Here is a 15104-nt window from a genome sequence, read left to right on the forward strand (position 1 = left end):
TTATTGTGAACAAGTAGTTGTGGCTTCTGAAATTGGGCTGTTGTGAGTGGTTCATCGGTTTGACCGGTGAATCAGAGATATGAGGATAACACATAGTCCTCGGGTTTAGCACACTGTATCCTGCTAATCGTTGTTAGACGATCTAGAGATGAAAAGACCTTTGTTTACTAGTCTTTTCAATTGAGGTGGCACCGCGTGGACTACGCCCTCACATTCCTTAGGGATGTGAGGGCGTTTTAGTTTTCTCCATAACTAAGTCCTGCTTTTCTGGAGGGGTTGGCACTCTTTTAGGTGTTGCGGCCAACAATTATAATAGTACTCCGAGTGCTGGATATGTGATCGATTCCTAAAATGTGGTTTTTAGGATGTCACCTAGGTTATCTGAGACTTGGTGGTTTGAGGAGGATTTCTATGAAAAACAAGCGTTTGTGGGCAGTTTTGTCCCTCTTAATCATCTTTACCCTAGCTCTGGTTATTCGGGATGAGTGGCACTTGGGGCAGGCAGGTAAAAGCAATCGTGTGGTCAAAGTTGGCGTTCTTCAATACGTTACCCACGAAGCTCTGGACGATATCTATGATGGAATCAAGGATGAATTGGCCAAGGAAGGCTATTCTGGTGACCGAGTTAAGATTCAATTTCTTAATGCTGAAGGGGATCAATCAAAAATTGCTACGATGAGCAAGCAATTGGCCGATGGTCACAATGATGTCTTGATTGGGATTGCAACGCCAGCAGCTCAAGGGCTGGCCAATGCTAGTAAAGATACTCCCGTCGTGATGGGAGCTATCAGTGATCCGATCGGTGCTAAGCTGGTGACCGATATGAAGCATCCGACTGGCAATGTCACAGGGACATCTAATCAGGTGCCGATCGCTGATACGGTTAAACTGATTCAAACGGTGACCCCGCAAGCCAAGACTGTTGGAATCCTCTATGCCAGCAGTGAAGATAATTCGGTTTCGCAGGTAAATAGTTTTAGCAAGGAAGCTCAGAAGAAAGGGCTTAAGGTTAAGACCTATGCTGTCCCATCGACCAACGAAATTACCACGACCATGAATGTTATTAGTAAGGAAGTGGATGCTCTCTGGATTCCTCAGGACAATACGATTGCCTCAGCTTTCACAACAGTTGTTTCTATTGCTAATAGTAATAAGTTACCGGTCTATCCAAGTGTCGATACCATGCTCAAGCAAGGCGGTTTGGCTTCGGTTTATCAGAGTCAGCATCAATTGGGTGTGGAAACTGGTAAGATTGCCGTGCAAATTCTTAAGGGCAAGAAGGTAGCTGATATTCCAGTCAAGGTTGTGGATACTGGCAGTCCAGCTGTTAATCTCAAGGTTGCCCAGCAGTTGGGTGTTGATATTCCAGATTCAGTTCTTAGGGATGCTAAAAAATCTGGTCTAGTGCTTAAATAGGAGAAGATATATGGTTTCAACAATTTCACAAGGTCTTTTGTGGGCTGTCCTAGGGATCGGGATTTACCTGACTTTTAGGATTCTCGATTTCCCAGATATGACAACAGAAGGGAGTTTTCCTCTGGGTGGAGCAGTGGCGGTTACCCTTATTACACAGGGGGTCAACCCGCTCTTAGCGACTCTAGCAGCGGTCGGTGCTGGCTGTTTGGCTGGTTTTGCGACAGGACTGCTCTATACTCGGGGTAAGATTCCGACAATTTTGGCTGGGATTCTGGTCATGACTTCTTGTAACTCGATTATGCTGATGGTCATGGGTCGCTCCAATCTAGGTTTGCTTAATCAAAAACTTTTACAAGACTTCTTGCCTTTCAGCAAAGAACTCAATCTCTTGATTTTGGGAACTATTGTCGTTATTCTAGTCATTTTCTTCATTATCTTTTTCCTCAACACCCGTTTGGGGCAGGCCTATATTGCTACAGGGGACAATCGTGAGATGGCCCGTAGTTTCGGCATCAATACGGATAATATGGAGCTGATGGGATTGGTCGTTTCTAATGGTATTATTGCCCTGTCTGGTGCTCTGGTCAGCCAACAGGACGGTTACGCCGATGTTTCTAAAGGAATTGGCGTTATCGTTATTGGCCTAGCCAGCATCATTATCGGGGAAGTCATGTTTGCCAATCTGACCATGTTGGAGCGTTTCATTGCTATTATGATTGGGTCTGTCCTCTATCAAATTTTGATTTGGGCAGTAGTAGCACTTGGTTTCAATACTAATTATCTCAAGCTCTTTAGTGCACTAATTTTAGCTATCTTCTTGATTGTGCCAAGATTCAAGGAAAAATTCTTCAAGGGGGTTAAATTATCGCGATGACAAAGATTGTAGAATTAAAAGATGCCACTGTCACTGTCAGTAATGGTTATGATGATGTAAAAACGATTTTGGATCAGGTTAGCCTAGACATTTATGAGCATGATTTTATCACTATTTTAGGTGGGAATGGGGCTGGTAAATCCACCCTCTTCAATGTAATCGCTGGTACCCTCATGCTTACTTCTGGCTCCATCCATATTATGGGTGAGGATGTAACCCATCTTCCGGCTCAAAAGCGGGCCAAGTATTTATCTAGGGTCTTTCAAGACCCTAAAATGGGAACAGCTCCGCGGATGACAGTAGCTGAAAATCTTCTGGTGGCCAAGTATCGCGGTGAGAGCAGAGGATTGGTCCCACGAAAAATCCATACTTTTCGTGATGATTTTCAAATGTTGATTGCCCAGATTGGCAATGGCTTAGATAAGCACTTGGATACACCGACAGGCTTTTTGTCGGGTGGACAGCGTCAGGCTCTCAGTCTGCTTATGGCAACGGTTAAGCGACCTGATTTACTGCTTTTGGATGAACATACAGCGGCCTTGGATCCCAAGACTAGCCAATCTCTGATGGCGTTGACTGACAATATTATGAAACGGGATCAATTGACCGGCCTTATGATTACCCACCACATGGAAGATGCCCTCAAGTATGGCAACCGTCTGATTGTTATGAAAGATGGTAAAGTTATTCAGGACCTTGACCAAGATGCCAAGAACCAGATGGCCCTCAGTGACTATTATGCCTTTTTTGAATAGATTAGCAGCCAGTTCAGACAATGAGCTGGTTTTTCTGTTGCAGTTGGTAAAGTAACTCTGAAAAGTTAGAATAAACTTGATTTGCAGCAGTACCTGCCATGGCAACCTACTTATGATACCCTCCTCACTAGTGGACAGTAAAAAAACAAAAATTCACCAGACACTGTGAGAAGAGTTTTTATATGTCCAAATGCAGTTAGTGAGATCAGTCATCAGCTATGGTAGGCAGTTCTCATTTGGGGCGACAGGCAAAGTGAACGTTAGACATGTTTTTAAGCAAGGAAGGTCCAAAAAAGAAGCAGATGGCTGTCTGCTTCTTATCAAGAGATTAATCTTCTTTTTTACGGCGTTGGCTGCCTAGTAAACCAAGACCAGCCAGAATCGCACTCACGCCTAAAAGTGGCAAATAAGCACTGTCTTTGCTGCCAGTCTGTGGCAAAAGGCTGGCCTTTGCTGGCTGCGCTGTCGCGTCCTCAAAGTGATAGGTCACGGTTAGCGGCATCCGGTCATGATTAGGCGCTGGCGGCGTAGAATCGGCTGGATCCTCCGGCGTCGTTGTCTTAACCGTATTGGAACTGTAAGTTACACCGTTAATCGTATTGATATAGGTGTTCTCAAAGGTGCCGACAGCTATCCGTTTCATCTGAATATAGCTTTCCGCTTGGAAACTAGAGTCCAGCGAAACCGAACGCAAGAAGGCTTCCTGGAATCTGATGACAATGAGACCATCGGCTTCATTGACGTCTGCCGTCGTATAACCAGTCACATCCGTTCCCGCTGCGATTACAGTCCCATCATTACGGGTGATGTCAGACTTGGCGTAAACCTTATACTGTCCGGTATACTGATCCCCTGTTTGGTCATAGTCATCATAGAAGTTATACTCAAACAGCTCATCGGAGCGATTGCCCGGAATAATGCCACCGATCAGACGGTAATTAAAGACTTGGTTGAGCGCTACGGTCTGACCGTCGATGTTGCTGGTATCGGCTGGATCTAGGGTCAAGGTAACGTCCTTCTTAGGATCCACCTTAGGCACGTTATTGACCACAATATTGGATTCATAGCCATTGCCAAAATCAATTTGGTAGGCCTTGTTCTCATAAGAACCGCCGGTCTTACCCATCTCGGCTTTAACGGTCATTGGAGTGACAATAGTCAGATCAATTCCTTTAACCACATAGGCTTCATAGAAGGCTTGCGGATCATCCGCTGTGAAGAGCTGGAAGGCGCCTTTTGGTGTGATGTTAGCCTTTTGGAGCATGGTCCGAACGTCCTCTGGGGCAGCGTCAAGACTGGTATAATCAGTGACACTGATCCCTTCAACGGGTTTTCCACTAGCGTCGACAATTCTAACGAGAGTTGGATTCAAGTTCAGTGCTTCTTCTGGGTAATCGTCTACATAGAAGAACCCTTTTTGGATGGTATCCGGCGAAGACTTATCGCCCTTGTATTGATCCAGATCCCATGTCAATTCGTAGTAATTGACCGTTCCGGCTAGGACGGTTTTGTCATCAATGACAACCCCCTTGTCATTTTTATTGACCTTGTGCGGTTTGATATAACTGTTGCCTGGATCTTCAGGGTCTTCTGGTTTACCTGGGGTGGTTACCCGAACGATATTGGATTTAACCCCATAAGCGTCGTTCACTGTTAGGGTGAAGTTATTCTTGTAGACAGCCCCGTCATTCATGACCTGACCGACAATGGTTGGGTCTGGAGCGGTGACGCCCTTGGTGAAGTCCTGATTGAGCAGGGCCAGCGTTTCAGCGGTGGCTGTGAAGGTCACCGTATGCGTGGCTTGATCATAGGTGACGTCAAAGTCTGGGCTGGCCACCTTAGTCGCTTCCAGATTGAACTGATAGCCGCTTGGAAGAGGATCGACTAAGACGAAGGAGGTGGTTTCCTCACGGTTGGCCGGCAGTTCAGCCGTTCTCAGTTGGAACTTGACCACTGACTGTTTAGCCACTCGAGTCTTGTCAATATCGACTCCTATGTTATTGGTGATTGCCTTGTTAACCTGAGGCTGGATGGCGTATCTTGCATAGTGGTAGCGGATCGTTGGGACTGCTGGTTCTAGCAGTGCAGTTGGCGGAACTGGTGCAACTGGCTCAGTTGGAGGTGTCGGTGCTACAGGCTCTACTGGTTCAGTGGGTTCTATTGGAGGAGTTGGTGCGACCGGTTCTGTTGGGAGCGTCGGTGCAATCGGCTCTATTGGGCTAGCTGGTTCTGTTGGGGGTGTTGGTGCAACTGGTGCTGTTGGCTCAGTTGGAGGAGTTGGCGCAACTGGTTCTATTGGCTTAATCGGAACACCGACTGCTTTAATATCAGAGTTAAAAGCAAACCAAACTAAGTAACGACCTCTTGAAGCGATGTCGAAATTAACATCGCTACCATTAGCCTTACCGACGATCGCACCATACCACTTAAGTGAACTGAGTTCTGTATCCCACTCAGCATAGTCAAAGCGTGAGCCTTCTGCTATAGAATCTGTAGAGTGATCAGCATGAACATCACCGTTTGGATGGGGGACAATAGCAGAGCCTGAAATTGGGATCATGTCACCATTAAAGCCAGAGACCCACTCCACTGATTTGGAATCTGCATTCAAGGAAGAAAAACTGAACAAACCGCCTGTTAAATCAATTAATTGGCCATCGGCATCATAAAATTTTGCAGCCATGTTAATCTTAACGCTTCCTCCCATAGCAGGGTACCAGAGGGTTTTAGTTGGATCCTTATATAGGACTATAGGCAGTTCTTGGTCAGTAATACTAGCATCTTTTAGAGTGTAGGTATAAGTTATTTTTGAGATCTTTTTACCATCAAAAGTTGAATTTTCCAGATTGGTATAGGTAACAGTAAGCGGGACACCTTTTTTTAGAACAACCCTGGTACCGTCTGCTAAATCCTCCATATTATTGATAATATCAATGATTTCTTTAGAAGGAGTGTCGATGGGTAAGGCTGCAATATAATCTGTTAGTTCGTCCTTAGTGTACTGTTTTACAGAAGGTTCTAAGCTAGTGATGGCATTATCTTCCTGCCTAAAAATTAAGGGCTGTGCCATTGCTTGGGATAGATAACCCTCCTCGTTTTTCTTTTCTTCAGCTTTTTTAAGCGCTTCCTGATATTTAATAATATCTTGGTCATATAATTCTTTATCAAGGTCATAAGTATGCTTATCTTGATCATACTTGGCCTTGGCCGTGTCGTAGGCTGTCTTGTCTTGATCATATTTGGCCTTGGCAGTATCGTAGGCTGCCTTATCTTGATCATATTTGGCTTTAGCCGTATCATAGACCGCCTTATCTTGATCATACTTGGCCTTGGCAGTATCGTAGGCTGCCTTATCTTGATCATATTTGGCTTTAGCCGTATCATAAGCTGCCTTGGCACGATCGTATTCAGTTTTAGCGATACCGTAGGCTATCTTATCCTGATCATATTTGGTTTTGGCGGTATCATAGGCCGCCTTATCTTGATTATATGTGAGTTTGGCGGTATCGTAGGCTGCCTTGTCTTGATCATACTTGACTTTGGCCGTATCATAAGCTGCTTTATCTTGATCATATTGTGACTTAGCTATATCATAAGCTGCTTTATCTTGATCGTACTGAAATTTAGCATTATCATACACCTCTTTTTTGGCATCATAAATGGCTTTAGAAGAGGAATAATCGGCTATTATTTCCTTAGATTGTTGAACTTGCTGGGCATAGTCTGCTTCAATCTCTGCTTGCTTGGCAGCGGCTTCATCAGGAGTCTGTGCTGTCCCTTGATCAACCACATCATCGCGCTGAACTTTCACGCCTGCTTGGTAGGCATCTTTTATGGTCTGTTCCAACTCCGGCGATGGGACATCGACTATTAGCTCACCTTCACTTTGCCCTGCCTGTTTATGGCTCTGATTAGCTGCGTCGCTGGCTGGCCCTTGGGCTTCCGGTAGATTAGTGGCTGGGTTGTCTGTCCTGACAACTTGAGTATCAACACCGCTTGTTGTGGTGGATCCCATAACTTCTTCGGCAGCGGCTCTATGGCTTGTCAATGCCATCAATGCTGTAGCTCCCAGTACAGCACCGCATAGAGACTTCACAGCCTTATTTTTTCGAAAACCGTAAATTTGTTTGACTTTCATTTGTTTTCTCCCAATATTTTTTAGCAAATGATGATTTGCCAATTTTATTGTAACATAAAAGCGCTTTATATGAAATATAATTGTCATTATTTTAATCTTAAGGAAATCTAAAATATATTTTTTTGATTATTATAATCTTTTTGCTATTAGTATCCACAATAATACTTACTAGAAAAGCTTATGGATTTTCGACAATCATGCTATTTTGACATTGAGTCCATTTTTTATTATGGCTTCCAGCCAGTTTTTCTCAGAGAGAAAAACAAGAAAATCACCAGCTAAGCTGGTGGCTGATAAGGCTTCTAGCTTCCATTTATTACTTTCTGCCGCTGGCAATATTAATCTTCTCTGAAAGTAAGCACGACATCACTGTCATTGAATACGCCTATACTACTGTAGAAGTAGGTAGCTGTCGTTAGATTCTTAATAAATAGTTACACTATTTCTGCGCCTCCACGGCATTTGCTCTGTAGGTTTTATTTCAATATTCTGCTTAATGTAAAAATAGGGGTAGAGTCACTGCCTAATTTTATTATTTCACTGTCCACTTGACAGGGAGCTGTTCACCATTTTCAGGTCTCTGTTTGTTAGATTTTCTATGCTATAATAGAAGCTAAGTTCAGCAGTTTTGGAGGATGGTCATGAGATTACTTTATACGGCTATTCGTGATAATTTAACGGATCAGCTGGCCCAGCTGGCGCAGGAGCAAGCATTAGCTGGTCGTCGGGTCTTTTATATTGCTCCCAATTCTCTCTCTTTTGAAAAGGAGCGGAGAGTTTTGCAAACGTTGAAAGAGAAGGCTTCTTTCAATATTACTATTACGCGTTTTGCTCAGATGGCCCGCTATTTTGTCCTCAATGATGTATCAGATAAAAAGCCTGTGACCGATACGGGGCTGGCTATGATTTTCTTTCGCATTCTTTCTCAATTTGAGGAAGGTGATTTAAAAATTTATGGCAGTTTGAGAAAGGACAGCAATTTTATTCAGCAGCTGGTTGACCTTTATCAAGAATTGCAGCGCTCTAATCTGACAATCTTTGACTTGGAAGGATTAGCGTCGGACCTTAAATATCAAGATTTAACTACTATTTTTTCTGCCTTTTATCAAGTTTTGGAAGAGGAAAATTTTGAAGTTCAGACTAAGATTGCTCAGTTTTTAAAGCATGTCAACAGTGGCGAATTGGATCAAGTGTTAGAAAATCTCGTCGTTATTATTGATGGTTTCAGCCGTTTTTCAGCAGAGGAAGAAGCATTGGTGAGTGCTTTGCACGAAAAAGGCGTAGAAATTATCATAGGGACCTATGCCAGTCAGAAAGCCTATAAGGCAACTTTTCTAGGTGGCAATCTCTATCAGGCTAATGTCGAATTTCTCCTGGATTTAGGACAAAAATTTGGCCTTCAGGCTGAATATATCGGTCACTCTTCAGGAGATAGTCTAGCCCATCTCTCTGATTATTTGGAAGCTCGCCATGATTTTTCAGTTGATTTGCCTAGATTGACAGAACAGGATAAGCAGGCTTTGACGATCTGGGATGTGGTTAGTCAGAAAGAAGAAGTGGAACAGGTGGCCAGAGAAATTCGTCACCTGCTCAATGACGGTGTTCGCTATAAGGATATTCTTGTTTTATTAGGGGACCCCGAGTCCTACCAGCTACAGATTGGTAAGATTTTTAAGAAGTATGACATTCCTTTCTATTTTGGCAAGGCTGAGCCTATGAGTCATCACCCTCTGGTTAATTTTATTGAAAGTTTGGAGCGCATCAAACGTTATAATTTTCGGGCAGAAGATGTCCTTAATCTTTTAAAATCAGGCCTTTTCAAAGATTTTAAGGATACTGACATTGATAAGTTTGATCAGTATCTCAAATATGCTGATATCAAGGGTCAGGCACAATTTAAAAAGGACTTCACTGCTAATATCCAGCAAGGAGTCGATGACAATGGGCAAATCCTTTATAAATACGATTTGACTGCTCTCAATCAAACTCGTCGCTCTTTTCTTGATCCCTTGTTAGAGCTCTTTTCCAGCCGAGCCTTGCTGGGAGAAAATCTCCTAAACAAGAAATTCCTGCCTTTTTTGCAGGCTATAGATCTACCAGCCAATATGGCTAAATTAGCTCATGGGAAATCAGAACAAGAGTTAGAAAAGGAAGAAGAAGTTTGGAAGACCTTGACTGATTTATTGACTGAGATGGCTGCTATTTTTGGCCAAGAGAAGCTAAAGATAGATGATTTTCTGGCTCTCCTTCAAGCTGGTATGCAGGCAAGCAGCTATCGGACTGTTCCTGCTACCTTGGATGTGGTGACCGTTAAGGATTATGAACTGATTGAGCCTCATACTAGTCCCTATGTCTTTGCTTTGGGCTTGACAGCAGGTAATTTCCCAAGAATTCACAAGAATAGCAGTTTGATTACGGATGATGAAAGGCAAACATTTAATGAGCAATTAGCTGCAAGTGAGCGTCAGGGCCATTTTGACCTCCCTAGTCAAGAAAATGTTAAGAAGAATCATTCAGCTATGATTTCCTTGATTAATTCAGCGACTCAGAAACTGGTTCTGTCTGCTCCACAAATTTTTAATGAAAATGAAGACAAGTTCTCACCCTATCTGCAAGACTTGCTGGATATAGGAGTGCCCCTTATCAGTAAGCCAGCAGTTTCTTTTGAAGAAAATGCTGACTTAGGGACCTACAAGGCTCTCCTGTCCAGAGTGATTGAGGCTAATCAGTTCAGTCAGACAGAAGATTTAAGTAGAGATCAGGCAACTTTTTGGTCCGTTATGGTTCGGCGATTGCGGCAAAAATTAACTCAGCAGGATATGGCCATTCCGACTATTACGGATGATTTGACAGTAGAGCCGATTTCTCAAGAAGTTCTGGACATTCTCTATCCTAGCGATCAGCCTTTGCGTCTGTCGGCTTCCGGTCTCACAACCTTTTACAATAACCAGTATGCTTATTTCTTAAATCATGTTTTGCACCTGGAGGAAGAGGAATCCATCCATCCAGATTTTCGCCACCATGGGGTCTATCTGCATAAAATTTTTGAGCGGGTCATGGCTCAGGCTGAAGGCTCAGAAGATTTTGATGCCCTTTTGAATCAGGTTATTAATCAGGTTAGTCAGGAAGAAACTTACCGCATTCTCTATGAGACCGATCAAGAAGGCCGGCTGACCCAAGACATTCTCTTGGATATTGCTCATAGCACGGCTCCTATTTTGCGGGATAATTCAGCCGTTCAAGTGCTCGGCCGATCTGAAGCCCAACATTATCTAGGCGATAAAGATTGGCAAAAAACTCCTCAAGACTTTAAAGCTTTGGAAGTCAATTTTAGTTACCGATTACCGATTGGTGCTCATCAGCGTCAGTTAGAAATTCGTGGTCAGATTGATCGACTGGATCAGCTACGTTCATCCGATGGTTTAGGGATTGTTGACTATAAATCGGGTGATAAAAAATTTAATTTGGCTGACTTTTATAATGGTTTGACCCCCCAGCTCTTAACCTACATTTTAGCGCTTAAGGAGCAGATGCCGAGCAATTATCAGGCTCCTATTTTTGGCGCTACCTATCTCCACATGCAGGATCCTGAGCTCAAGTTCAGGGATTTAAAAAATTTGGATGATGCAGCCAGTGCTCTAGCTAAAACCTTTAAGTATCAAGGACTCTATGATGCTCAACAGGCTAATCATTTAGCTCGGTATTACAATACTAGCAAGGCCAATAAATTCAGTCAGGAAGAATTGGACTTGCTTTTGACTTATACTAAAGTGCTCTATCGCAAGGCGGCTCTAACTATTCTTTCAGGACGCTTTGCTATTAATCCATATACTAAAGATAGTCGCTCAGTTCAGGGAGATCAGCTTAAAAGTATTACAGGTTTTGAAGCAGACCGCCACATGAAATATGCCCGCCGTCTCATCAAGGCCAAGCGGGAAGACTATCTAGCCAGCATGCAGAAATTTAATGAGGAAGGAGGTGCCAACTGATGGTTCGAGATAAATTTTTAAGTCCCCAAGAAATTGAAGAACTTAAGGCCCAAGAGCTGACACTGAGTCAAGCAGAAGAGCGTCTGCCTCGCACGCCTGAACAGATTGAGGCTATCTACAGCAATGGTACTAACATTTTAGTCTCGGCTTCGGCTGGTTCTGGGAAAACCTTCGTTATGGTTGAGCGGATTATCGACATGCTCAAACGGGGCGTCAACATCAGCCAGCTATTCATCTCAACGTTTACTGTCAAGGCAGCTGGTGAGCTTAAAGAGCGTATTGAAGACAAACTGATTAAGGAAATCGCTAAAACTCAGGATCAAACTCTCAAACAGCATCTATCTGCCCAGTTGGGAGATGTCCAAAATGCTGATATTGGGACTATGGATGCCTTTACCCAGAAGCTGGTCAATACCTATGGCTACAGTCTGGGCATATCTCCTAATTTTCGGATTATGCAGGATAAAAGTGAGCAAGACATTCTTAAAAATGAAGTCTATAGTGACCTTTTTACCAGCTATATGACTGGTCCTGATAGTCAAATTTTTAAACAAACCGTCCGTAATTTTACAGGTCTGGGGAAGGATTCAACAGGCTTTCGTCAGGTGGTTTATGCAGTCCATTCTTTCAGTCAATCGACAGCAGATCCTAAGGCTTGGTTGGAGAAGACCTTCCTCAAGTCTTATCAAGTTGATTTTGATCAGCAGGTGGATGCTTATCTGGCACCTTTTCTGCAGGAGCAGGATTTTGGAAAGATTCTTGACCAAGCTCAAGCCTTTTTCCGCGATCATCTGAGTGCTGTTCGTGATCAATTTAAAAAGTCTTATAAATATTTGGACAATGTTGAAAATCTTTTGGAAGCCTTGGCTAATGTTAACCTTCAAGCTCCCCTAGACCAACTGCGAGAACAATTGCAGGCGGTTAAAGCCATTACGTCCATCAATCGGGGACTGACCATGAGTCTCGGCTCCAGCAAAGATGAGGCTCTCAAGGCTTTCGCGACTGCCTACAATCAGGAGAGGCCCAGCTATTTGGCTCCCATCTTGGACTTGGAGCGGGCTTTGTCAACGGTTGAAGCTCTGCGGATTTATCAGCCTCAGGCCCTGCCCCTGCTAGAAATCTTGCAAGCTTTCGTGCTGGACTTCTCTGCCCAATATCTGGAGCGAAAAAAACAGGAAAATGCCTTTGAATTCAACGACATTGCTCATTTAGCCATTAAGATTTTGGAGACTGATGAGCCAATTCGTCAGCTCTATCAGGCTAAGTACCACGAGGTCATGGTTGATGAGTATCAGGATAACAACCACATGCAGGAGCGTCTGCTGGACTTGCTCTCCAATGGGTACAACCGCTTTATGGTAGGTGATATTAAGCAGTCTATCTATCGTTTTCGTCAGGCCGACCCTATGATTTTTCAGGCTAAGTTTCAGGCCTATGATAGTTCTGAGAACTTTCAAATCGGTAAAAGTCAAGGACTCTTGATTATTCTCAAGGAAAATTTCCGCAGCCATTTGGAAGTCTTGGCAGCGACCAATGCTGTTTTTGCTCGCCTGATGGATCAAGCAGTCGGCGAGATTACCTATGATCAGAGTCACTTTTTAGTAGCGGGCCATGCTCAAAAAGCCCAGCCTCTTCCAGTCAATCGTACCCAAGTGCTTATCTATGACCAAGGCCAAAAAGAAGAGCAGGAAAGTCCTCTTGATGGTGAGTCAACCCTTCCTGAATTATCGGTTGGCGAGGTTAAGCTGGTGGTCAAGGAAATTATCCGCCTCCACCAAGAAGAAGGGGTGCCTTTTGATGACATTACCCTCTTGGTACCGACTCGAACCAGAAATGATCAAATTCTTGCGACCTTTGAGCAATACGGTGTACCTTTAGTAGCTGAATCAGGCACAGGGCACTATCTCAAATCCCTAGAAATTCTGGTTATGCTGGACACTTTGCGGACCATCAATAATCCTTTGCAAGATCAATCTTTGCTGGCCCTGCTTAAGTCGCCCATGTTTCATTTTGGCGAGGACCTGCTGGCTAGGATTTCCCTTCAGGCTAAGAGGGGCAATTTTTATGATAAAATTCTTTTGTCCTTGAATCGTACAGGTGACCACCCTGATTTGCTAACGCCCAAACTTTATGAGCAAGTAGAAGCCTTCAATCAGGTCTTGAAGTCTTGGAGGGCCTTTGCTCGGACCAATAGTCTGCATGATCTTATCTGGAAGATTTACAATGACAAGTTCTATTACGATTATGTGGGGGCTCTGACCAATGGCCAACAGCGGCAGGCCAATCTCTACGCTTTAACTCTGCGAGCTCATCAGTTTGAAAAGACTGGTTTTAAGGGTCTGCCCCGCTTTATCAATATGATTGACCAGATTATCGCAACCGATAATGATTTGGCTGATGTTGAAGTGGCCCTGCCTAAGAATGCTGTTCAGCTGATGACAGCCCATAAGAGTAAGGGATTGGAATTTCCTTATGTCTTCCTGCTTAATTTGGACAAGACTTTTAATCAGCAAGATCAAAGAAGTAAGGTAATTCTCAGTCGGGAAAATGGTGTTGGCATCCAGTATGTGGCTGATTTGGCTAAGCGGTTTCCAGAAGCTAAGTTTGATCATGTCAAGGTGGCTATGGAGACCCTGCCCTATCAGATTAATCAGCGGCAGCTTCATCGTGCCATGCTATCGGAACAGATGCGACTTCTCTATGTAGCTATGACTCGAGCTGAAACCAAGCTCTATCTGATTGGTAAAGGCAGTCAAGAAAAGTTAGCCGACAGGTATCAAGGAAATCGAGATCAAGAGCGTTTGAGTATTGCTGGGCGTGAGACGTGGACTAGTTTTCAGGATTGGTTCCTAGCTCTCAAACAAAATTTCCCAGATGATGACTTGGGTTTTGACCTCTCTTTTATTTCTGATCAAGACTTAGAGGAGATGGGCAGCTTAGAACCTAGTCTGCCCATGGATGTGGATGACCAGACTCATAACTGCCAATCGGAGACGATCAGTCAAGCACTGGAAGCTCTGGAAAATGTTGACAGGCTCAATCAGCGGTATGCAGCTGCCATCGATCTTCCGACCGTTCGTACTCCGAGTCAAATTAAGCAGTTTTACCATCCCGTGATGGATGAAGAGGGGATGGATATCATGGAAAAACGGACTAGCACACCTAAATTTGACCTGCCTAGCTTTGGTAAGCAGAACCAGGTTACAGGAGCTGCTATCGGTTCGGCAACCCATGAACTCATGCAGCGAATCCCTCTGAAAGCGACCTTGTCCTTAACGGATTTACAGGCTGTCCTAGCTCAAGTTCAGGCTGAGCCAGCTGTAAAAAAAAGAATTGACCTGAAAAAAATTGTGCATTTCTTCCAGAACGAGGCTCTGGGTCAGGAAATTCTCGCTGGAGGTGATAAGGTTGTACGGGAAGCTCCCTTTGCTATGCTCTACGAAGACCGAGATTCTCAAGAAGAGATGGTTATTCGGGGGATTGTCGATGGTTTTATTCGCTATGAGGATCACATTGTCCTCTTTGATTACAAAACTGATTACTACCAAAACCCTGCAGATCTAGTTCATCGGTATCAAAGTCAAATGGACCTCTATGCCAAGGCTCTCAGAGATTCTTTCGGAATTCAGCAGGTTGATAAATATTTAGTCTGCTTAGGTGGCAAAGAGGTAGTAGTTCAAGCCCTTTAGTTCGTCCAGCTTTATCCTGTTATGGCTTCTAGCTAGTTTTTCTCAGAGAGAAAAATAAGAAAACCACCAGCTAGGCTGGTGGCTGATAAGGTTTCTAGCTGCCATTATTTTTCGGTTAGGTTTTGTCTAAAAGAGAGGCGAAATGACCAGAATTATGGTATGATGAAGGGTGCAGAAAAAAGCGCTTAGTGCTAATTTCAATTGGTCATTAAGAGAGTGGGACTCAATCAGTAAATCGTGATA

At 43.8% G+C, this 15104-nt stretch carries 6 protein-coding genes; 5 read left to right on the plus strand and 1 reads right to left on the minus strand.

Annotation, left to right across the window (positions count from 1 at the left end; all coding sequences use genetic code 11):
* Nucleotides 1-411: 411 nt before the first annotated feature.
* The 3 genes from trpX to ACFSN5_RS03505 are packed head-to-tail and all read left to right on the plus strand — an operon-like array spanning nt 412 to nt 3045.
* Nucleotides 412-1416 (plus strand): tryptophan ABC transporter substrate-binding protein, encoded by a 1005-nt coding sequence (gene trpX / locus ACFSN5_RS03495; protein WP_165209623.1) that lies wholly within the window; start codon nt 412-414, stop codon nt 1414-1416.
* A 10-nt stretch (nt 1417-1426) separates the two neighbouring features.
* A complete protein-coding gene (locus ACFSN5_RS03500) occupies nt 1427-2290 on the plus strand; it encodes an ABC transporter permease (RefSeq protein ID WP_165209626.1) in 864 nt (287 codons plus the stop codon).
* Nucleotides 2287-3045 carry an ABC transporter ATP-binding protein gene (locus tag ACFSN5_RS03505; RefSeq protein ID WP_165209629.1) on the plus strand — a complete coding sequence of 253 codons (759 nt, stop codon included), beginning with the start codon at nt 2287-2289 and terminating at the stop codon, nt 3043-3045. The genes ACFSN5_RS03500 and ACFSN5_RS03505 overlap by 4 nt, the downstream gene beginning before the upstream one ends.
* A 328-nt stretch (nt 3046-3373) precedes the next feature.
* Here ACFSN5_RS03505 and ACFSN5_RS03510 read toward each other — a convergent pair whose 3' ends face one another.
* Nucleotides 3374-7183 carry an SspB-related isopeptide-forming adhesin gene (locus ACFSN5_RS03510; RefSeq protein ID WP_165329138.1) on the minus strand — a complete coding sequence of 1270 codons (3810 nt, stop codon included), beginning with the start codon at nt 7181-7183 and terminating at the stop codon, nt 3374-3376.
* Between the two features lie 641 nt (nt 7184-7824).
* Between ACFSN5_RS03510 and rexB the strand changes: the two genes are divergently transcribed.
* Entirely contained in the window at nt 7825-11172 is a 3348-nt protein-coding gene (gene rexB, locus ACFSN5_RS03515; RefSeq protein WP_165209635.1) for an ATP-dependent nuclease subunit B, read from the plus strand.
* Nucleotides 11172-14861 (plus strand): helicase-exonuclease AddAB subunit AddA, encoded by a 3690-nt coding sequence (gene addA, locus ACFSN5_RS03520; protein WP_165329137.1) that lies wholly within the window; start codon nt 11172-11174, stop codon nt 14859-14861. The genes rexB and addA overlap by 1 nt, the downstream gene beginning before the upstream one ends.
* The last annotated feature ends 243 nt before the right edge of the window (nt 14862-15104 follow it).

The sequence above is a fragment of the Streptococcus tangpeifui genome (genome assembly GCF_044503215.1).
Classification (GTDB): Bacteria; Bacillota; Bacilli; order Lactobacillales; family Streptococcaceae; genus Streptococcus; species Streptococcus tangpeifui.